The organism is Mesorhizobium monacense (assembly GCF_056781675.1).
Window position 1 is genome coordinate 4,497,667 of record NZ_CM165567.1, and the last position, 20,378, is coordinate 4,518,044.

The 20,378-nt window shown below is 61.5% G+C and carries 20 protein-coding genes and 3 pseudogenes; 18 read left to right on the top strand and 5 right to left on the bottom strand.

The window, feature by feature from the left end; genetic code table 11:
* Positions 1-38: 38 nt before the first annotated feature.
* The 4 genes and pseudogenes from AC1RUK_RS21715 to AC1RUK_RS21730 all read right to left on the bottom strand — a co-directional run.
* Positions 39-1,082, bottom strand: a complete 1,044-nt coding sequence (locus tag AC1RUK_RS21715) for a polysaccharide pyruvyl transferase family protein (protein ID WP_481839012.1) — start codon at positions 1,080-1,082, stop codon at positions 39-41.
* A gap of 12 nt (positions 1,083-1,094) precedes the next feature.
* Positions 1,095-2,327, bottom strand: a complete 1,233-nt coding sequence (locus AC1RUK_RS21720; protein ID WP_481839011.1) for an ABC transporter ATP-binding protein — start codon at positions 2,325-2,327, stop codon at positions 1,095-1,097.
* 3 nt (positions 2,328-2,330) lie between these two features.
* Positions 2,331-3,209, bottom strand: coding sequence for an ABC transporter permease (locus tag AC1RUK_RS21725; RefSeq protein ID WP_481840102.1), 879 nt, complete (start codon positions 3,207-3,209; stop codon positions 2,331-2,333).
* A 284-nt stretch (positions 3,210-3,493) separates the two neighbouring features.
* A pseudogene (locus AC1RUK_RS21730) lies at positions 3,494-3,736 on the bottom strand (ABC transporter substrate-binding protein); the annotation flags it as partial.
* Between the two features lie 53 nt (positions 3,737-3,789).
* Here AC1RUK_RS21730 and AC1RUK_RS21735 point away from each other — a divergent pair.
* The 4 genes and pseudogenes from AC1RUK_RS21735 to AC1RUK_RS21750 all read left to right on the top strand — a co-directional run bounded on the left by AC1RUK_RS21735 (position 3,790) and on the right by AC1RUK_RS21750 (position 7,345).
* Positions 3,790-3,969 (top strand): hypothetical protein, encoded by a 180-nt coding sequence (locus tag AC1RUK_RS21735; protein ID WP_481839009.1) that lies wholly within the window; start codon positions 3,790-3,792, stop codon positions 3,967-3,969.
* Between the two features lie 131 nt (positions 3,970-4,100).
* Positions 4,101-6,149, top strand: a complete 2,049-nt coding sequence (locus tag AC1RUK_RS21740; RefSeq protein WP_481840103.1) for a family 16 glycosylhydrolase — start codon at positions 4,101-4,103, stop codon at positions 6,147-6,149.
* A 199-nt stretch (positions 6,150-6,348) separates the two neighbouring features.
* Positions 6,349-6,603 (top strand): annotated as a pseudogene (locus AC1RUK_RS21745) (leucine zipper domain-containing protein); the annotation flags it as partial.
* Positions 6,604-6,814: 211 nt separating this feature from the next.
* Positions 6,815-7,345: a hypothetical protein gene (locus tag AC1RUK_RS21750; RefSeq protein ID WP_481839007.1), complete on the top strand. Its 531-nt coding sequence runs from the start codon at positions 6,815-6,817 to the stop codon at positions 7,343-7,345.
* Between the two features lie 155 nt (positions 7,346-7,500).
* Here the strand turns inward: AC1RUK_RS21750 and AC1RUK_RS21755 are convergent, their stop codons facing one another.
* Entirely contained in the window at positions 7,501-7,707 is a 207-nt protein-coding gene (locus tag AC1RUK_RS21755) for a hypothetical protein (protein WP_481839006.1), read from the bottom strand.
* A gap of 116 nt (positions 7,708-7,823) precedes the next feature.
* Between AC1RUK_RS21755 and AC1RUK_RS21760 the strand changes: the two are divergent.
* The 14 genes and pseudogenes from AC1RUK_RS21760 (at position 7,824) to nuoF (ending at position 20,369) form a co-directional block, all read left to right on the top strand.
* Positions 7,824-8,150, top strand: a pseudogene (locus tag AC1RUK_RS21760) (GYD domain-containing protein).
* Between the two features lie 450 nt (positions 8,151-8,600).
* Positions 8,601-9,101, top strand: a complete 501-nt coding sequence (locus tag AC1RUK_RS21765; protein WP_436174970.1) for an NADH-quinone oxidoreductase subunit J family protein — start codon at positions 8,601-8,603, stop codon at positions 9,099-9,101.
* Entirely contained in the window at positions 9,101-9,403 is a 303-nt protein-coding gene (gene nuoK, locus AC1RUK_RS21770) for an NADH-quinone oxidoreductase subunit NuoK (RefSeq protein ID WP_481840104.1), read from the top strand. Before AC1RUK_RS21765 ends, nuoK begins: the two co-directional genes overlap by 1 nt.
* Positions 9,404-9,406: 3 nt before the next feature.
* A complete protein-coding gene (locus tag AC1RUK_RS21775; protein ID WP_481839005.1) occupies positions 9,407-10,861 on the top strand; it encodes a monovalent cation/H+ antiporter subunit D family protein in 1,455 nt (484 codons plus the stop codon).
* Complete coding sequence (locus AC1RUK_RS21780) at positions 10,858-11,112, top strand: hypothetical protein (protein WP_436174967.1); 255 nt, start codon at positions 10,858-10,860, stop codon at positions 11,110-11,112. Before AC1RUK_RS21775 ends, AC1RUK_RS21780 begins: the two co-directional genes overlap by 4 nt.
* Positions 11,105-12,865: a Na(+)/H(+) antiporter subunit D gene (locus tag AC1RUK_RS21785; protein ID WP_481839004.1), complete on the top strand. Its 1,761-nt coding sequence runs from the start codon at positions 11,105-11,107 to the stop codon at positions 12,863-12,865. The genes AC1RUK_RS21780 and AC1RUK_RS21785 overlap by 8 nt, the downstream gene beginning before the upstream one ends.
* A gap of 8 nt (positions 12,866-12,873) precedes the next feature.
* A complete protein-coding gene (locus AC1RUK_RS21790; protein WP_481839003.1) occupies positions 12,874-14,349 on the top strand; it encodes an NADH-quinone oxidoreductase subunit M in 1,476 nt (491 codons plus the stop codon).
* On the top strand, positions 14,346-15,785 hold the full coding sequence (locus AC1RUK_RS21795; protein ID WP_481839002.1) for an NADH-quinone oxidoreductase subunit N: 1,440 nt from the start codon (positions 14,346-14,348) through the stop codon (positions 15,783-15,785). Before AC1RUK_RS21790 ends, AC1RUK_RS21795 begins: the two co-directional genes overlap by 4 nt.
* 154 nt (positions 15,786-15,939) lie before the next feature.
* On the top strand, positions 15,940-16,305 hold the full coding sequence (locus AC1RUK_RS21800) for an NADH-quinone oxidoreductase subunit A (RefSeq protein WP_120018878.1): 366 nt from the start codon (positions 15,940-15,942) through the stop codon (positions 16,303-16,305).
* The gene (locus tag AC1RUK_RS21805) at positions 16,293-16,796 is read left to right on the top strand and encodes a NuoB/complex I 20 kDa subunit family protein (RefSeq protein ID WP_111547966.1); all 504 of its coding nucleotides are present in this window, start codon (positions 16,293-16,295) and stop codon (positions 16,794-16,796) included. Before AC1RUK_RS21800 ends, AC1RUK_RS21805 begins: the two co-directional genes overlap by 13 nt.
* Positions 16,793-17,329, top strand: a complete 537-nt coding sequence (locus AC1RUK_RS21810; protein ID WP_481839001.1) for an NADH-quinone oxidoreductase subunit C — start codon at positions 16,793-16,795, stop codon at positions 17,327-17,329. The genes AC1RUK_RS21805 and AC1RUK_RS21810 overlap by 4 nt, the downstream gene beginning before the upstream one ends.
* Positions 17,330-17,355: 26 nt before the next feature.
* The gene (gene nuoD / locus AC1RUK_RS21815) at positions 17,356-18,570 is read left to right on the top strand and encodes an NADH dehydrogenase (quinone) subunit D (RefSeq protein WP_481839000.1); all 1,215 of its coding nucleotides are present in this window, start codon (positions 17,356-17,358) and stop codon (positions 18,568-18,570) included.
* A gap of 16 nt (positions 18,571-18,586) precedes the next feature.
* Positions 18,587-19,099 (top strand): NADH-quinone oxidoreductase subunit NuoE, encoded by a 513-nt coding sequence (locus AC1RUK_RS21820; protein WP_481838999.1) that lies wholly within the window; start codon positions 18,587-18,589, stop codon positions 19,097-19,099.
* A 4-nt stretch (positions 19,100-19,103) separates the two neighbouring features.
* The gene (gene nuoF / locus AC1RUK_RS21825; protein WP_481840105.1) at positions 19,104-20,369 is read left to right on the top strand and encodes an NADH-quinone oxidoreductase subunit NuoF; all 1,266 of its coding nucleotides are present in this window, start codon (positions 19,104-19,106) and stop codon (positions 20,367-20,369) included.
* Positions 20,370-20,378: the final 9 nt, after the last annotated feature.

The following is a 20,378-nucleotide window of genomic DNA, read 5'->3' on the forward strand; positions in this document are numbered from 1 at the left end:
CAATCGGTGAGTGCGTCAGCGATACGCCCGAGGCTCTTTCATCCTCGACGAAGCATAGTGAAAGCTCCCCGGACAACCTTGCGTCTCCACGACTTGGCCGCAGGCGGCGTCTCCACAACGTTCCGTTCTGCTGTCAAATCGCCGACTGGCTGAAGGCCGGCCCTGAACGCTTCCATTCGCTCGGGCAATTGACGGGCGCCGAACGAGGCCTCGACCTCGTCACCGGTCAAGCTGTCCAACAGCCGCTCGCGGGTTTGAAACAGGAGTTTCTCGGCGCCCGACGCGCACTCTCCTGCCAACCGCCTTGCCTCGGGACTCAAGGCGAAATCCAGCGCCTGCGCTAGTTGCTGCTCGTCGATCTGGTCCAGCGTGAGCACGTTCGGCCAGCCAACCCGGGTGCATTGCTTGGCGATCTTGCCGCTGCCCGGCACCGGATCGATTGCAAGCGCCGGCACGCCGTTCTTCAGGGCAAGGACGAGGCCGTGCAGGCGCGTCGTAATGAGGACGTCGACTCGCGCGATCAGCGCTTCGACTTCTCCGGGGGTGCGCAGACCCCCCTCATTGACGTCGAGCCGCGTGTCGATGCCAACGACGGCGAGCTCGCGGGCTTCGATCAGTTTCGCGATCGCCGCGTTGGCGAGCGCGACTTCCGCTCCCGGATGCTCCTCGACGAGGCAGACGCCGACGACCGGAGGAAGATCCTGCCGCGCCGCGAAGACCATATCCGGATTGGTTCCGGCTGAACTGTCACGCTCGATCAGCAGATCGAACGGGTTCCATTCGTCCAACGGGAGGTCCATCGACAAGTTCAGCCCGATGAGCCGGCATCCCGCGAAATGCCCGAGGAATTCCGCTTCAAATTCGCCGCGGCCAAACGGACCGCAAACGAAGATCACGTGGGAATAGTCGCCAGGATCGAGCAGTCGCCAGTTCAAGCCGCCGGCAAAGGGCGGATCGGTCGCCAGATCGTAGGCAATGGATCTTTCGTCGAGCCATCGGCAAAGAACGTCGCGTGACAACAGGTCACCGGCCGTGGCGTGCCCGCGCGCGAAACTGAACCAGCCGGCCACCAGTATATTCATCGATATCCTAGCCTACGTTCCCCTGGTCCAGCGGTGAGGCATCGTCATGCTGCCGTACCCTGGCGCTGCATTGACCAGCCGTCCGCCGAGGACGCCCGGCTGCACATCGAAGGTCGCCGCACCCTCGACGTGATCCTCGAGCGCACCCTCTCGCGATGTCAGCGCGGCATTGATGCGATAGCGGCCGGGACGCAGCAGCAACGGCTGGAACTCGCAAACAAAACTGTCGCCGACGAGCTCGCTGTCAGAATGCTCGGCAGAGTCGAATGAGGTCACGGCATCACCGAACTCATCGTAGATTGTGAAAGAACAATCGACCAGCGACTGGTCGCCAGCGGCACGAAAACGAAAACGAGTGCGCTGGCCGGAGGTCGGGACGCTCGCATCGCCTTCGATCTCGATCGCCGTCAAGCGAACCCGCCCGCGACCGGAGCGGACCGCGCGAGTGGCGAGATCCTCCGCGGCCTGGTCCGTGATCGTCCGAAGGTAAGTTTCGATCACTTTTGCAGTGGGGCCGTCTGCCTTGATCGTGCCGTCGCCGATAAGGATCGCCCGGTTGCAGAGTTTCTGGACCACGGACAACTGGTGGCTGACGAAGATGACCGTGCGGCCAGTCTGCGCGATCTGCCCCACCTTGCCGATGCACTTCTTCTGGAATGCCGCATCGCCGACCGCCAGCACCTCGTCTACGACAAGGATGTCGGGCTCGACATGCGCCGCCACGGCAAAGGCGAGCCGCAAGTACATACCGCTTGAGTAACGCTTGACGGGCGTGTCGAGAAACGGCTCGACGCCGGAGAAATCGACGATCTCATCGAGCTTGGATCTGATCTCGGCGCGCCGCATGCCGAGTATCGCTCCGTTGAGATAGATGTTCTCACGGCCGGTGAGTTCCGCATGGAACCCCGTGCCGACCTCCAGCAAAGCTCCCAGCCGTCCGCGTATCCTCGCGCGACCGGAAGTCGGCTCCACAATCTGCGCCAATATCTTGAGAATGGTGCTCTTTCCCGCGCCGTTGGGTCCGATCACGGCAAGGACTTCGCCTGCGCGCACCTCGAAGGAGACGTCCCTCAGGGCCCAGAATTGATCGTCTCCACTGTTGCGCCGACCCAAATCTGGCTCCCCGTGAATTATTCGCCTTGCGCCGCTGGCCAGCGCGTCCCGCAAGGTAGGGAAGCTGTTGTTCGCCACCCCCAGTCTGTAGGCCTTGGAGAGATTGGTGGCTTGAATGACTGTGTCGGTCATTGCTCAGATCAGGTCCGGAAACGCGCGTTCGGACTTTGAGAAAATAGCCAGTCCGGCAACGAGAAGGGCCAGTGAGGAGAGGGTCGATATCGAGATCATGACCCAATCGGCGGGCGTGCCCAGTAAGCTCCAGCGCACGGCTTCGACTACCCCGACCATAGGGTTCAGGCTGTAGAGCGGCCGCCAGAAGGGGGGCACGAGATTGCCCGGATAGACAACCGGGGTCATGAACAGAACGATCTGGAGGCTGAACGGCACAAGATATCCCACATCGCGAAAGCGGACATTGATCGCAGATAGCGCCACTCCCAGCCCCGTCGCCGACGCTGCCATGACGAGCACGAACAGTGGCAGGAAGAGCACCTGCGGTGCCGGCCAGCTTCCGAATGCCAGCAGCGCGGCGAACAAAAGAGCGAAGCCGACGATCATATCGGTCAGGCACGCGGCTATAGCGGACATGGGAATGATCAGACGTGGAAAATAGACGCGCTTCACCAGTTCCTGGTTGCTGACAAGACTGCCGGTCATGCTGCCAACCGCTCGCGAAAAAAAATTCCATGGCACGAGCCCACACAGGACAAACAGCGGGTATGGCGCGCCGTTTGATGAGATGCCTACGAGCCGGCCAAAGAAGACACTGAAGACCGACATGGCAACGAGCGGCTGCAACATTGCCCAAAGCACACCCAAATAAGTCTGGCGGTATTTGACCTTGAAATCGCGCCAGGCCAGGAAGAACACAACTTCCCGATATCGCCAAAGCTCGGAAAGGTCGATCAGCCGCCGCTTGCGGGACGGATCGATCACCGTCTCAACAGTTGCAGGTAGCGGATCTGTCCGAACCGACACTATGATGGCGTCGCTCCTTCCTTGACGGCCCATTGAGGCCTACATTTCCGCGCAGTGCAATCAGGACTTTCTCCGAAGTCTATCCTTGGGAACGCTCGAACGCCTGGCGGTGCGCGCCTTCACCCTGTCGTGGTTTCGAGTGGTTCGCCCAGCCATCTCCTTCCTATGGTCTCGTATTCGGTCGCGAACCCGGCAACTAAGACCCCCTGTAGAGGCTCTGATCCGCTCGCGTGCACGGTAGACTCACTTGACGGCTGCTTGTCCGGCATCGATCTCCAAAGATGGAATGGGGATCGCGCCGGACAATGTATCAGCGCCTACTGCAGTTTTGCCTGCAGCGCGTTGACGTCGTCGGTGGTCATTTCGCCGTCGGTCGTTACCTTGCCGTCGACGATCTTCCACAGCCGGAACGGGCCGGTGATGTCGCCATATTTGTCGAAGGCGACGGGACCGATGACGCCTTCGTAGCGGATCGGCTTGCCGTCCTTGATCAGGCCGAGCGCCTTGGCGAACTCGTCCTTGCCGGCAAAGATCGGCGTGCCGGCCGGGTCGACGGCCTTGTCGCCTTAGGACGAACATTGCAAGTCCGGGGAATAATCCTGGGTGGAGTCCTATGACGATTGCGCGCGTGGAAGTGATCACCTCGGTGCAGCGCCGGCGGAGCTGGTCGCGGGCGGAGGAGGAGCGGCTGGTTGCGGCGACGTTCGAGCCCGGCGTCACGGTATCGGAGGATTCGCAGTATCGTACGCCGGCTACGTCAACCGATTTGCGACTTCTCCCAAATTTCTCGTGAAGCGTTGGGGATAACCGTACTGACCCCATTTGCGGCGGAATCGGTGTCCATTAGCTTTCCGTTAACAAATGAACGATTAGATCTTGGTGGGGGTCAACCGCGAAAATGTTGCGAGAACGAGGGCCCCATCAATGGCTGCGATTGCTCTTCCTGGCGATTGGACCGGACAGTACCAAGGATCGGAGCTGAACCTCTCCGGTTTCAACCTCTCCTTTTCCGACGAGTTCAATACGATGGATGTCGTGCCGAACAACGGCACCGGCAAGTGGTTCGCGCCGGTACACGCCCCCTATGGGGCCGCCACGTTCATGTCGCCGGTGGGAGCAACGAACCCGTTCTCCGTCTCTGACGGGAATCTGACCATTACCATGAAGCAGGTGAACGGCGTCTGGCAGTCGGGAACGATGCAAACGGTCAACAGCGCCGGCCAGGGTTTCGCGCAACAGTACGGGTACTTCGAGATGCGCGCCGCCTTTCACGGCGGGGCGGGAGCCTGGCCAGCTTTCTGGATGCTGTCGCCCGATCAGACTGTGCCCCGCGTCGAGGTCGACATCGTTGAAGCGTATGGGGGCGATCCCGATGGTCATCACCAGGCGGTGCACTTGAGCAATGAGGAAGGCCACGCTTCGAAAGGCAACTATACGGGCCTTGCCGGTTCGATGTTCGACGGGGCGTTTCACACCTACGGCGCGAGGATAACGACGGACTGGATCACCGTGTACTATGACGGCAAGGAGCTGAACCGCTTTCCAATGAGCGAGTTCTTCCGCACGCCGCTCTATATGGTGGCCTCGCTTGCCATGAATCCCCTTGAGGTCGAGCGGGCGTCCGGCACGTACAACATGGTCGTCGACTACGTGCGCGCCTATGCGGCGCCAGACGTGATGGAGCAGCACCTGACCGGGACGGATGCGGCGGATATCCTCAACGGCGGCAATTTTGATGACGTTCTGGACGGCGGAGGTGGTGCTGACAAAATGTCCGGCGGCTTGGGGAACGATACCTACCGCGTCGACGACGCATTCGACGTAGTCATTGAGGCTCGCGGCGCCGGAATCGATCTGGTCTTCAGCCCGATGTCGTATTCGCTGTCCGGCCAGCAAATAGAGCAGCTCACGCTCACCGGCGTTGCCAACATCGACGCGATGGGTAACGAACTCGACAACACGCTGGTCGGCAACGCCGGCAGGAACCTGCTCTCCGGCTCGTCCGGCGACGACGCCCTGCAGGGCGGCGCCGGAGCCGATCGGCTCGACGGCGGGGTCGGAATCGACAAGATGGAGGGCGGCGCAGGCAACGATACCTACTATGTTGACAATGCGCTCGACCGCGTGGTCGAGACCGACGCGGCGGGCAACGACCGGGTATTCAGCTCGATCACCTATTCACTGCCCCGCAATGTCGAAAACATGACTCTCATGGGCGTCGCCAACATCAACGCCCAAGGCAATTCTTCCGACAACGAGCTGACCGGGAACAATGGGAACAACCGGTTATATAGCTATGATGGCGCGGACCGGCTCGATGGCGGGACCGGGGCCGACCTGTTGAATGGCGGTGCCGGCAACGATACCTATTATGTCGACAATGTACTGGACAACGTCATCGACGAAGCGGGCCTCGACCAGATTTTCAGCTTGGTCACGTACTCACTGGCGGCCGATGGCCGGCTGGTAGAAAATCTGCGTCTGACCGGAAACGCCAACGTCGGAGCCACGGGAAATTCCCTCGACAACGTGCTCGACGGCAACGCCAGCGACAATAAACTGGACGGCGGCCGAGGCAATGATTCCGTGCTTGGGCGGGGTGGCAACGATGCACTAACGGGCGGACTGGGCATTGACCGGCTTACTGGTGGCGCCGGCAACGATTCTTTCGTTTTCAGCGCGCCGCTCTCAGTGGCCAACCGCGACGTTATCACGGATTTCAACCATACGGCCAACTCAATCAGGCTCCAAAATGCGTATATGCAGGCGCTTGGAGCCACCACCGGGGCCCTCGACCCAGACTACTTCTTCGCTGGAACCGGCGCCCACGACGCCGACGACCACATCATCTATAACAAGGTTACGGGTGAGTTGTTTTACGATTCCAACGGAATTGCAGCAGGTGGCGTGACACAGCTCGCGACGCTGACGAACAGGCCGACGCTGCTCGCCGACGATTTTTTCGTGATCTGATCCGGCGCCTACAGCGGTGCGCGTGAAAACGAGATCACGCGCACCAGGCGTAGCTTCCGCGCTGGAGGTCGCGGTTGCGGCAGGAGCGGACGTCGCTTCTCAGCACACGGCCTAGGTGTGAGCTTTCAGGAGGTTGTCCATTCGGACCGGACCGAGGAGACTGGAGTTACCAGGCTTCAGCACTCACCGGAGGGTCCGAATGAACATCCACAAGAATGCCCGTCTCACGCCGCTGCGTCGAGAGGAGATGGCACTGGCGAGGATAGAGGGCGGTTTTTCCAAAGCCCATGCGGCGCGGACGTATGGCGTGTCGGCCAAGATCGTGGCTCGCTGGGTCGAGCGCTACAAGGCCGAGGGCCACGCGGGCATGGCCGACCGTTCGTCACGGCCCAACGTCATGCCGGGTCTGACCGGCCAGGCCGTGGCCGAGCGCATCGTCGTCCTGCGCCGCCAATGACTGACCGGCAAGCACGAGCGGGCAATATGGGAAGGTCCGTCAATCGGTCCGTCAACGCCAATCTCTGCGTACCGATAGCTGCCGATTGTCTCTGGAATGATTTATTTTCATTTTCAATAGGTTATGGCGAAGATCGGCCTGTGTTTGGCGGCGATTGGATAGGCCTGAATCATTCCCCGAATATGTCAACCGGGCCTGGCGGACGGCGATGTCCGGCCGCCCCGGCCCGGTGGTTCTGGTCTTGCCGGAAGACGTGCTCAAGGCCGAATGCGACACGCCCGACCTGCAATCGGCGATGACGACACCTGTCGCGCCATTGCCCGCCGACATGGTCGAGATCGCAACCATGCTGGCGCGCTCGAAGCGGCCGCTGCTGTTGCTTGGTGGCACCAACTGGACGCAGGCTGGCCATGCCGCCATCTGGATCAATCAGGAGAAGCGTGTCGCATTCTCCTTCATCGCGGCTAAGGAGCCCCGTCATCTGATCGTGGCTGGTTACGAAGTTGAGCCGGTCGTGCGCCTCTTTCAGGGCAGCATGCGACCTCTCCAACTTGTCACATGTATCCTGGATCGTTTCGGACTGGGCGAAGATGTAGGCACTGACCGGCATTCCGATCAGAATGGGAATGAAGGTGCATTCGACCCAACTCAGCCAGTCGATCGGCATCTGCAACGCAAGCCTAGCCGTAAACGACAGACCGAAGGTCGCAACGACTGCAATTGTCGTCACGACCAATGATTTGCCCAGAATACGCTTGGTGCGCGGCGTCATATTGTTTGTTTAGCCATTGGCGCTGAATAGGCCGTTACCAAGTCGATTAAGATTATTCTGGCCTCGATGAGGGCGGTGATTTTTGCGATGGTTAAAATTCGAGTTTTTCGAATCTGCCGGCGTTAGTTTTCAAATGCTACCCCTTGAATATGCGTGGCCCAGGTTGGATTAGAGACATACGGCAGGCTGAAGCTCAGCAGGTGCGAGATCGAATCGCTCAGCTTGAATGCGAACTGATCAGTGCGTCCGCCGCCAGAGGCAAAGCCAAGTTGCAAAACGTTGGTCACGAGCTTCGCTGGCAGAAAGCTCAGCTGGAACGCCTCGAACAATGCATAGCCTGGATGCCTAAGCGGTTATGATATTGCGCTTAAAGCTTGAGCGCATATTTCGTCACCCGGTGAACCTACCCCGCAAGCCGGTTAGGCGGCGACCCAGGAGGCGAACCATGCCAATGTATCTCTCGCGATTCAGCTATACGCCCGAGACCTGGGCGCGCTTGATCAAAAACCCCTAGGATCGACGCGAGGCGGCCCGTTCGTACATCGAGTCGGTGGGCGGAAAGGTGCACGGGTTCTGGTACACCTTCGGAGAGCATGATGGCTGGAATCTGTGGGAGGCGCCAGACAACGTGTCGATGGCATCGGTCGTGCTTGCCATCGGTGCGGGGGGAGCGCTCAGCTCTCACGAGACCACCGTCCTCCTAGGCGTCGAAGAGACTATGGAAGCTCTTGGGAAGGCGAAGTCGATCCGGTATCGCCCGCCGGGAGCGTAATGGGCGGGCAGAGCGGCAATCTCGTCACAGGACTCGCCATCGGCCTTGGCATTGCGGTCGGGCTGGCCCTGCCCTGGCGGAGCCCGGCGGCACTATGATGCTGACGCCGGCGCAGTTGGCCATGCTCATCGAAGGCATAGACTGGCGTGCGCCGAACCCCCGTCCAACGCCCACCTTGCATGGCAACCGTTTGATATCAGCGCCGCTTCCAAGCCTAGTGTTTGCTGGCAACAGTACCCTCGCGAACACCCAACTCTTCCGAGGCAACCCGGAAACTGAGCTGGCGCACTGCGCTCTCGATTATGTGCAGTGAGTTTAGCGTAGCGCCAAACCACGATAATCTTGTGAAAAATCCGATACTAGGGCACAATTCGTGAACGGAAGTGGACAGCTATCTCAAGTCCGGCCCTGTCGCGCCAAGTGACAGTTCGCGTCGGAGGAGCGGCGTCGATGGATCAGGGGTTCTTTCTTCTGTTCGCTGCGGCGTCCGTAGTCGCGGCTCTGACCTTGGTCCTGGCGCGGAATCCAGTTCATAGCGCATTGGCGCTGATGGCGTGTTTCCTGCAGGTATCGGCGATCTTCGTCTTGCTCGAGGCGCCGTTGCTCGCGGTCATCCAAATTTTCGTCTATGTCGGCGCGATCATGGTCCTGTTCCTATTCGTGATCATGATGATTGATGTGCGCGAAGCGGTGTTGCAGCGGTTCTTGCCGGGCAGCAACCTGCCTGTTCTGGTGCTGCTCGGCCTGCTTGGGATCGAGATGCTTGTACTGGTGCTCAGGAGCGACCGTTTTTCGGTCGCGGAGCCCGTCGCAATGCGCACCGGCGGTGAGGTCAGGCAACTCAGCACGACGCTTTTCGCCGACTATCTCCTGCCGTTTGAAGTCGCCTCCGTCATCCTGCTGGCGGCCCTGATAGGCGCCATCGTGCTGGCGCGTAAGGAGCCGCAGTGATGGTGCCGCTCTGGTGGTATATCGTGCTCGGAGTGGTCCTGTTCGTGATCGGTGCGGCGGGCGTTCTGCTCAGACGCAATATCCTGGTCGTGCTGATGTCGCTGGAACTGCTGCTCAACTCGGTCAACATCAATTTCATCGCTTTCGGGCACTACCACGACGACTTCCGCGGGCAGATTTTTGCAATCTTCGTCATCGCTATCACTGCGGCGGAGGTTGCCGTTGCCCTCGGTATCTTAGTCGCCCTCGCGAGGAACAAGGCCATCCTCAAGGTCGACGAAGTGACCATGATGAAAGGATAGCCGGTGATATCGATCCGGCCGCTGCTGGTCGTTGCCGTCGCAGTTCTGGCGGCCCTTGCAGTTCTCCTTCTAAACAAACGCGAGAAACTTCGCGATGCCGTCTCGCCGTTAGCCGCGATCGCCATGTTCGCAATTGTCGCGTCAATGGCGCCCACGGTGCTGGCGGGCGGGACAGTCGATTTGCGCCTGTTCGAGATTCTGCCGGGGATCGACTTCGCTTTCCGTGTCGATGCGCTCGGCATGGTATTTGCCACCGTCTCATCGCTGCTGTGGATCGTGGCGTCGATCTATTCCATAGGCTACATGCGGCACTTGAATGAGCATGCGCAGACCCGGTTCTTCGCCTGCTTCGCCGCCAGCCTCGCGGCGGCCGCCGGGGGCGCCTTTGCCGCCAATCTGTTCACGTTGGTGATCTTCTACGAGGTACTGAGCCTCGTTACCTATCCGCTTGTCTACCACCACGAGGACGAGGAGGGATGGGCGGGCAGCCGCAAGTACCTCGTCTATTTGATGGGCGCGTCGAAAAGCGTACTTCTGGCCGCGCTGGCGTTGACTTACCACATTGCGGGGTCGCTCGACTTTGTGCCGGGGGGACTGCTGGCGGGGGTCGACGCCTCGGCACCGCTGCTGACCATTGTCTATTTCTGCTACGTCTTCGGCTTCGCCAAGGCCGCGGTGATGCCGATGCACGCCTGGCTGCCTGCCGCGATGGTGGCGCCGACACCGGTTAGCGCGCTCTTGCATGCGGTGGCCGTCGTCAAGATGGGTGTGTTCTGCGTGCTGCGCGTGGTGTTCCACGTCTTCGGCACAGGACTGGTGGGCGGGCTGGGGCTAGGCATCGCCACGGCCTATGTGGTCTCGTTCACGATCCTGATGGCGTCCATCTACGCCCTGACGCGGGACGACCTGAAGGCACGGCTCGCCTATTCGACGGTCAGCCAGCTCTCCTACATCGTGCTGGGCGCGGTCCTGCTGTCGCCGGCCGCGATGGTCGGCGGGATCATCCACATCGCGGCGCATGCATTCTCGAAGATCACGCTCTTTTTCTGTGCCGGGGCGATCTATTGCGCGTCTGGCAAGCGGAACATCAGCGACATGGCCGGCATCGGCCGCAGACTGCCCTGGACGATGGGGGCGTTCTTCATCGGTTCGCTCAGCATGATCGGGGTGCCGCCGACTGGGGGCTTTATCAGCAAGTGGTATCTGGCGCTCGGCTCGGTGGAGGCCGGGGAGACCCCGTTCCTTATCGTGCTCTTGGTAAGTTCGGTCCTTAACGCCGCCTACTTCCTGCCGGTCAGTTATGTCGCCTTTTTCGGGACGGAGGCGCAGGAACGCCCGGCGACCGTTCGTGAAAATCCGATGTTGACGGTCCCGCTGGTCGCGACCGCCATCCTGTCGGTGGCGATGGGCATCTTCCCGGACTATTTCCTCGCCCTGGCGGAAAGGGTCGTCAGATGATCAAGCGCGTCGTCGATTTCTTTGGCGATGAGAGACATGCGAAAAGGCGTCGCCGGCTATTCTATCTGGTGCTCGTCCTGATCATCATCGCCGACTTTCTGGTCTTCCGCGAACACGCCGAATACCTGTGGGAGCGGCTGCCTGGCTGGTCTGCCCTCTACGGCTTCGGCTCCTGTGTGCTTCTGATCTTCGTGTCCAAGTTTTTTGGCCATCAGTGCGGGCTGATGCGGCGCGAGGACTATTATGACTGACTTCGTCCATCCCGGCCTGCTGTTCATTCTCGGCGCGCTTCCTATCCCCCTCTTAAAAGGGTCAGTCCGCAAGGCCTATGTGCTGCTGATCCCAACGCTGGCGATCCTGGCCGTGCTCACGATGCAGCCTGGCGACTACGGCGCGGCGCAGTTCATCCAGCAGGAAATCATTGTTGCGAAGGTCGACAAGCTTAGCATCCTCTTCGCCACCGTTTTCAGCATCATGGCATTGATCGGCATGGTCTATGCCTTGCATCTGACGCACGCAGGACAGCATGTGGCGGCGTTCGTCTACGTCGGCAGCGCGCTCGGGGTAGTGTTCGCCGGCGACTACCTGACCCTGTTCCTGTTCTGGGAGGGTATGACGTTTGCCTCTGCCTACCTGGTCTTTGCCCAGCGCAGCGATCAGGCGCTCCGCGCAGGGTTCCGCTACCTCATGATCCATATCACCGGCAGCATTGCCCTGCTCGGCGGCATCATTCTCCATGGGTTCGCCACCGGTTCGCTGCTCTTCGGCCCGATCGAGGGGGGGCTGGGCTTGGCCACCTGCCTTATCCTTGCCGGGTTCTTGCTTAACGCCGCGGTCCCGCCACTCAACGCCTGGCTGACCGACGCCTACCCGGAAGCGACCGTCACCGGGGCCGTATTCATGAGCGCCTTCACCACGAAGACCGCCGTCTATGTGCTGGCGCGGGCGTTTCCGGGGACCGATCTTCTTGTCTGGCTCGGCATTGTGATGGCGCTTTACGGCGTTATCTACGCCGTGCTGGAGAACGATTGCCGGCGGCTCTTGGCCTATCACATCGTCAGTCAGGTGGGCTACATGGTGGCGGGCATCGGCATCGGAACCGAGATGGCGGTGAACGGCGCCGTCAGCCATGCCTTCGCGCATATCCTCTACAAGGCGCTCCTCTTCATGGGCGCGGGGGCGGTGATCCACGTCACCGGGCGGCGCAAGCTCACCGAACTCGGAGGGCTCTACAAAACCATGCCGGTAACCCTTGCGCTCTACATGGTTGGCGCCTTCGCGATCTCGGCATTCCCGTTCTTTTCAGGCTTCGTCACCAAGTCGATGGTGGTGGCCGCCGCCGGACAGGATCATCGCGCGCTGGTCGTGCTGGCGTTGACAATGGCGTCGGCAGGGACGTTCCTGCACACCGGGCTCAAGCTCCCCTACTACATGTTCTTCGGTACGGACCAAGGACTGGAAGCGCGAGAACCGCCGCGTAACATGCTGGTTGCGATGGGGATGGCAGCGGTGCTCTGCATTGCGATCGGGGTGTTCCCCCAGACGCTCTACGCGCTTCTGCCCCATCCGGTCGACTTCGAACCCTACATCGGCGTCCATGTCACCGAGAGCCTTGGCGTGCTGATGTTCACCGCCTTGGGCTTTGTTATCTTCCTCAGGGCGCTCGACCCCGAGAATACGATCAGCATCGATACCGACTGGTTCTACCGCATGGGCGCGCGGCGCTTCATGTGGCTCGCCGAAAAACCGCTGGCGCGCTACGAGAAGGCGGTGAGCGATGTGTCCGAGACTGCGGCGCTGCCCTTTCTGCATGGGATGGCACGGGCAGGGCTGCGGATCGATCTCCACGGCGTGGACGCTTTCGTGAACGCCGTCGCTCGCGCGATTCTGCTCGGCGGTGGGGCGCTGCGGCGGCTCCAGAGCGGCGTCGTGACCCATTACGCGCTGGCGATGATTGTTGGTGTGATCGCGGGGATCGCCGTATTCGCAGTGGCGTGGCGGTAGGGGGCGCGATGACGATCCCTTTGCTTAGCCTCATCGTGTTCACGCCAGCCGTCGGGGCGGCGGCGCTGATGTTTATCCGGAACGACGATGTGGTGCGGTGGATGGCACTGGGTGTCACTGTCCTCGACTTCGCGCTTTGCATCGCCATGCTGGGCGGCCTTGACACCTCTACCCATGAGATGCAGTTCACCGAGACGCGCCCGTGGGTGCCCGCGCTAGGGATCACATACGCACTTGGCATCGACGGGATCAGCGCACCCTTCGTGTTCCTGACCGCGCTGTTGGGCTGGATCTGCGTGCTTGCCTCGTGGGTTGCGATCGACCGCAAGGTGAAGGAGTTCATGGTCAGCCTGCTGGCCATGCAGGCACTGATGCTTGGCGTGTTCTGCGCGCTGGACCTGTTCCTGTTCTACGTCTTCTGGGAGGCGATGCTGATCCCGATGTACCTGATCATCGGCGTCTGGGGTGGCGACGGCCGGGTCTATGCGGCGTTCAAGTTCTTCCTCTACACGCTGGCAGGCAGCCTGATGTTCCTGATCGGTGTCATCGTACTCTATTTCCACGGTGGTGAGACCTTCGACATCCGCACCCTGATGGCGCAGGATTTGCCGTTCCAGATCCAGTCATGGCTGTTCTTCGCCTTTCTGATCGCCTTCGCGGTCAAGGTGCCGATGGTCCCGGTCCATACCTGGCTGCCGGACGCCCATGTGCAGGCACCGACGGCCGGCAGCATCATCCTCGCCGCCGTGCTCCTCAAGATGGGCGCCTACGGATTCCTGCGGTTCTCGCTGCCAATGCTGCCCGAGGCGACGGTGCATTATTCGACGCTGATGCAGGGCCTTTCGGCTGTTGCTATCGTCTATGGCGGGTTGCTCGCCTTGGCGCAGGACGACCTGAAGAAGCTGGTGGCCTATTCCAGCATCAGCCACATGGGCTTGGTAACGCTGGGGATTTTCACGCTGAACCTCCGTGGACTCGAGGGCGGCATCCTGCAGATGTTCAATCATGGCGTGACGACGGGCGCGTTGTTCCTGTCCGTGGGTCTTATCTACGAGCGGACCCATACACGCAGCATCTCGGATTATGGCGGGCTGATGAAGGCGGCGCCGGTCTATACGGCGTTTCTTGCACTATTCGCCCTGTCGTCGATGGCGCTGCCGGGGACGAATTCGTTCGTGGGCGAGTTGCTGGTGCTGTCAGGCGCGTTCGCAGCCAACCTCGCTGTCGGCGCCGCCGCCGTTCTGGGGGCCTTGCTGGGAGCGGCCTATCTGCTTGGCATGTATAGGAAAGTCGCGCTTGGTCCGGCCAGCATCGGCGTGCGGTTCAAGATCCGAGACGTGAACGCCCGCGAGATAGCGGCGATCCTGCCGCTAGCCGTCTTCGTTGTCTGGATCGGACTCTATCCCAAGCCCTTTCTCGAAATCATCGACGCCTCGGTGAAGCATCTACTAGCGCAGGTGCACGGCAAGGGGGGCGCCCAGTGACCGCCGCCGCGCTTTTCCAGTCGATTCTGGCGAGCCTGCCCGAGATCGTGGTGGTTACCGGGGCCTGCATCCTGCTGATCCTAGGGCAGTTTGTACGGAAGGAGCAGGAGCATTTCCTTGTCTGGGCTTCAGTCGCGGTCGTGCTGACTGCCGCCTTGGGAACACTCATGCTGGCGGGCGAAGTCCGGCCGGCCTACTCGGGCATGTTCGTCGCCGACTGCTTCGCGGTCTTCTTCAAGGTCGTGTTCTACCTGGCTACAGTTCTGACATTCCTTCTTTCGCGAAGATATGCCGAGATCGAAGGGATCGGGAGCAGTGAATACTATGTACTGCTGCTCTTGGCGCTTTCGGGAATGATGATCATGGCCTCGGCGACCGACCTCCTGTCGATCTATGTAGGCCTCGAACTGATGGTGCTCTGCACCTATGTGCTGACCGGCTTCCTGCGGCTGCAGCGGCGGTCGAACGAAGCGGCGCTGAAATACGTGATTCTTGGCGGGGTCTCGACCGGGATTTTCCTTTACGGCGTTTCGCTGATCTACGGGCTCACCGGCACGACGCAGTTGGACAGGATGGCTGCGGCGGTGACTGGTGATCCGCTCGATCCCGGATTGCTCCTGGCTGTGGTCTTTATCGTCGCGGGGCTGGTATTCAAGGTCGGCGCAGTGCCGTTCCATATGTGGGTGCCGGACGTCTATGAAGGCGCGCCGACGACGATCACTGCCTTCATGTCGGTGGGGCCCAAGGCAGCCGGGTTCGCTGTGATCCTGCGGGTGTTCCTCAACCCACTGGTCGCAGCCTCGGACGTCTGGATCATCGTCGCGGTCATCGCAGTAGTGACGATGGCGCTCGGCAGTTTCGTGGCGCTGGTGCAGGACAATTTCAAGCGCCTCTTGGCCTATTCCAGCATCGCCCATGCCGGGTTCGCCATGTTCGGCGTGGCGGCCGGCGGTGCGGACGGGGTTGCCAGCGTGATGCTCTATTTGCTGATCTATGCGTTCATGAACCTCGGCATCTTCGGCATCGTCATCATGATGCGGAACGGCGATTTCTCGGGCGAGGTCATCGAGCACTACGCTGGTTTCGCCAAATCGCATCGCGGACTGGCGCTTCTGATGCTGCTTTATCTGTTCTCGCTGGCCGGCATTCCGCCGACAGCCGGGTTCTTCGCCAAGTTCTACGTGCTGGTCGCACTCGTCGAGCGGGGTTTCGTCATGCTGGCGGTGATCGCAGTGCTGCTGAGCGCCGTTGCCGCCTACTTCTATATCCGCATCGTGATGGTGATCTACATGCGCGAGCCGGAGGGCACATTCGACCCGGCGCTGACGCCCGCGGTCGGCGCCACACTCGCCTTCACCGCTGCCGGTACCATCGGCATCGGCCTATTTCCGGCGTGGTTTCTGGGGCTTGCTCAACATGCCGCGGTTGGCGGCTGATCGATTGGATTTGCAATGATCTGGCCGACGGAATACTCTGGCCGTGCAAGAAAGGAATGCCCAAGTTGCTTGCCAGGGCGCCCGCATCACCGGTCCCAGACGGATCGGTAGCGGCCTGAGCAAAGCCCTCGGTAGGTGACCGGGGCTACGCGACGTGACCGGAATGGAGTTCCTGCCGGTTCTTTTCATGGTCGCCGGAATTGTTCTGGTGGCGATGGTTACGCTTTTTGTCTCCTCGCTACTGCGCCCATCCAATCCCTATCCCGCGAAGAACATGCCCTATGAATGCGGCATGGACCCGGCGGGCGAAGCCGCCGGAGGCCGCTTCAGGGTGCAGTTCTTCATCATCGCAATTCTATTTGTCGTCTTCGATGTCGAGACGATGTTCCTTTTTCCCTGGGCCGTTGTCCTGAAAGAGATCGGGCTGGTCGGCTATGTCGAGATGTTCATCTTCATTTTGCTGCTTCTCGTGGGCTTCGCCTACGCCTGGCTGAAGGGAGCGCTGGAATGGGAGGCGTAAACAACGCGATCCGCGATAGCGTGCTGTTCACTACGGCCGACAGCCTGATCAGCTGGAGCCGAAGGTCGGCGCTGTGGCCCGAAACCTTCGGCATTGCGTGCTGCGCCATCGAGATGATCTCGGCGGGGTGTGCCCGCTACGATCTCGACCGCTTCGGCGTGGTGTTCCGGCCTTCGCCGCGCCAGTCCGACGTGATGATCATCGCCGGCACCATAACGCGGAAATTCGCGCCCGTGGTGCGCCGGCTCTACGACCAGATGCCGGAGCCGCGCTGGGTCATCGCCATGGGCACCTGCGCCATCTCGGGCGGGGTCTACAACACCTATGCGGTGGTGCAGGGGGCGGAGACCTTCGTGCCGGTGGACGTGCATGTGCCTGGCTGCCCGCCGCGGCCCGAGGCGCTGATGCACGGCTTCCTTCTGCTTCAGGAGAAGATCAAGAAATCCAGGGCGCTGGCCGGGACGCCTCTGGACCGGGTCGCGGTACCATGAGCGCGGAGACGTCCCTCATCCGCACCCTGATCGCGGAACGTTTCGGGGAGGCAATCGAGGAGCTTGGCTTCTCGCATGGGGTTCACGCTTTCGCCGTTCCGCCTGACATGATCGTCGAGCTTTGCCGGTTCCTCAAGGAACACCCGGCGCTGCGGTTCGATTTCCTGTCCGACATCTGCGGGGTCGATCATTACCCCGAGATGCCCCGCTACGAGGCGGTGTACCACCTCTATTCGCTGCCGAACAAATGGCGCGTTCGCATCAAGTGCCGCCTTGGCGATCCACCGCGGGTCCCGTCGGTGACGGGGGTCTGGCGCACTGCCAATTGGCACGAGCGCGAGGCCTGGGACATGTACGGGATCAGGTTCGAGGGCCACCCCGACCTGCGCCGGATCTATATGTGGGAAGGGTTCGAGGGCTTCCCGCAGCGCAAGGACTTTCCGCTCCGGGGCTACAAGGACAAGCTGAACCCGTTTGGCGCCGAAGGTCCGCAGCCGACACAGCCCGACCTTGCCACCAAGGACATTCCATAGGAGGCCGTTCCCCACCGGGACTTGAGATGACCGAAGTCACGGAACTGAGCTTGCCAGAAGCCGATGCGCCCCACACCAGGGAGGTGCTTCTCAACCTCGGCCCGCAGCATCCCAGCACGCATGGGGTGCTGCGGCTCGTCCTCGAGTTGGACGGCGAATATGTCGCGCGCGTGGACCCGCATATCGGCTACCTCCACCGCGGCACCGAAAAACTGGCCGAGAGCTTCACCTACACCCAGATCTTCCCGCTGACCGACCGGCTCGACTACCTCTGCCCGCCCTCGAACAACTTGGCCTTCGCGCTTGCAGTGGAGAAGCTCATGGGCATTCGAGCGCCGATCCGCGCGCAATATATCCGCGTGTTGATGGCCGAACTGGCGCGGATCTCCGGTCATCTCCTGATCATCGGCGCGCTCCCGATGGACCTGGGCGCCATGACGGCGTTGCTTTACGCCATGCGCGAGCGGGAAATGATCATGGACCTGATGGAGATGATCAGCGGGGCGCGCATGCACACCTCCTTCTGCCGGGTCGGCGGTGTGCGCGAGGACCTGCCCGACGGGTTTTTCCCCAAGATCAGGGAGTTCTGCGATATCTTCCCGAACCGGATACGCGACTATGAACGGCTGCTTGAGAACAACCGCGTGTTCCTGAAGCGCACGCAGGGGATCGGCGTGATCTCCGCCGCCGACGGCATCGATCTGGGCCTGAGTGGCCCGAACCTGCGCGCCTCGGGCGTCGACTGGGACATCCGCCGCGACGAGCCTTACGAGATCTACGACCGGCTCGCGTTCAACGTTATTACCCGCGATGAAGGCGATTGCTATGCGCGCTGGCGATGCCGGGTTGAGGAGATGCGCGAGAGCGTCCGGATGATCGAACAATGCCTCGACCAGATGCCCGAGGGGCCGTTCCAGATCGACATGCCGACAGTCGCCTTCCCGGTGGACAAGGATCGGGTGCACTGCTCGATGGAGGCGCTGATCCAGCATTTCGACCTGTCGGCCTATGGCTTCAAGGTGCCGAAGGGCGAGGTCTATTCGGCGATCGAGGCGCCAAAGGGCGAGCTCGGCTTCTACATCATCAGCGACGGGTCGCCAAAACCGTTCCGCATGAAGGTCCGGGCACCCTCGTTCGTCAACCTTCAGGCACTTTTCGGGGTCACCAACGCGCGCTACCTGGCGGACATGATCGCCGTGCTCGGCAGCCTCGACCCCGTGATGGCGGAGGTAGACAAGTAGCAGGGATTTGGACGCGATGACCATGCGCGAAAAGATCGAAGAGGCAGCGGCGCGATATCCCGACCAGCGCTCGGCGATCATGCCGGCGCTTCTGATCGCGCAGAAGGAACATGGTCATCTGCCCGGCCCGGTGTTGGAAGAGGTCGCCGACATCCTCAGTGTCGAACGGATCTGGGTCTACGAACTGGCGACCTTCTACACCCTCTTCCATACCGAGCCGATGGGTATGTTCCACCTGCAACTCTGCGACAACGTCTCCTGCATGCTGTGCCGATCCGAGGACCTGCTAAGGCACCTAGAGGCTGTGCTGGGCATCAAGAACGGCGGCACGACCCCGGACGGGCTGTTCACGCTTTCGACCGTCGAATGCCTCGGCGCTTGCGAGATGGCCCCGGTGATGCAGGTCGGCGACGACTATCACGGCGACCTCGACATCACGCGGATCGACGCGCTCCTGGACAGGCTGCGCGCGACGGTGCGGCAGGCGACTGGCGCCGATCTTGCCGCCGCAGGACCGCCGGGAGAATAGCGCCATGTTCGAACCGGTCCTTCTCAGGAACGTGGACGTGCCGGATGGCCATCTGCTCACGACCTATGAGGCCGGCGGCGGCTACCAGGCGCTGGCCAAGGCGCTGCGGGAGCACACGCCCGACGAGATCATCGACCTCGTCAAGAAATCCAACCTGCGCGGGCGCGGCGGAGCCGGATTCCCAACCGGGGCGAAATGGAGCTTCGTGCCTAAGCGTGCTGGCAAGCCGAAATACCTGTGCTGCAACGCCGATGAGGGCGAGCCGGGCACCTTCAAGGACCGGATCATCATGGAGCGTGACCCGCACCAACTGATCGAGGGCATGGCGATCAGCGCCTACGCGATAGGAGCGGAAACCGCCTATGTCTACATCCGCGGGGAATACACGCTGGCGATCTGCCGGCTGGAGCGGGCGATCGCCGAGGCTCATGCGAAGGGTTATCTAGGAACGCGGATTCTGGGCTCGGATTTCAGTTTCGTCGTGCACATCCATTGCGGCGCCGGCGCCTATATCTGCGGCGAGGAGACCGCGATGCTCGACTCGCTCGAAGGCAAGCGGGCGCAGCCGCGTCTGAAACCGCCATTTCCGGCGGTCGAAGGGCTCTACGCCAGCCCGACGGTGATCAACAACGTCGAGACGCTGGCCTGCGTACCGCATATCGTGGCGAGAGGGCCGGACTGGTTCCGCGGCATCGGCCCGGACAAGAGCCCCGGCCCGAAGCTCTATTGCCTCAGCGGACAGGTGCGGAAACCGGGCCTTTACGAGCTGCCGATGGGGATACCGCTGCGCGAACTGATCGAGGACTGCGCCGGCGGGCCGCTACCGGGGCGCAAGCTCAAGGCGGTGATCCCAGGCGGGGTCTCGGCGCCGCTGATCCCGGAGCGCGGGCTGGACGTGCGGATGGACTTCGACTCGCTGGCCGCCGCTGGCTCGATGCTCGGCTCGGCCGGGGTGATCGTGATCGACAACTCGACCTGCATTGTCAAAGTCGCCACCCGGATCATCGAGTTCTTCCACCACGAGTCCTGCGGCAAGTGCACCCCCTGCCGCGAGGGGCTGAACTGGGTCGTGAAAGTGCTGCGCCGGGTCGAGACTGGCCAGGGCGCGCCGGGCGATCTGGAACAGCTGGAGGCGCTCTGCAAGGGCATTTTCGGCAACACGTTCTGCGCTCTGGGCGACGGCGCGGCGATGGGCCTGCGGGCAGCACTGGCGCATTTCGAGCATGAATTCGTCGCGCATATCGAAGAGCGGAGGTGCCCGTTTCACTGAGGAGGACGC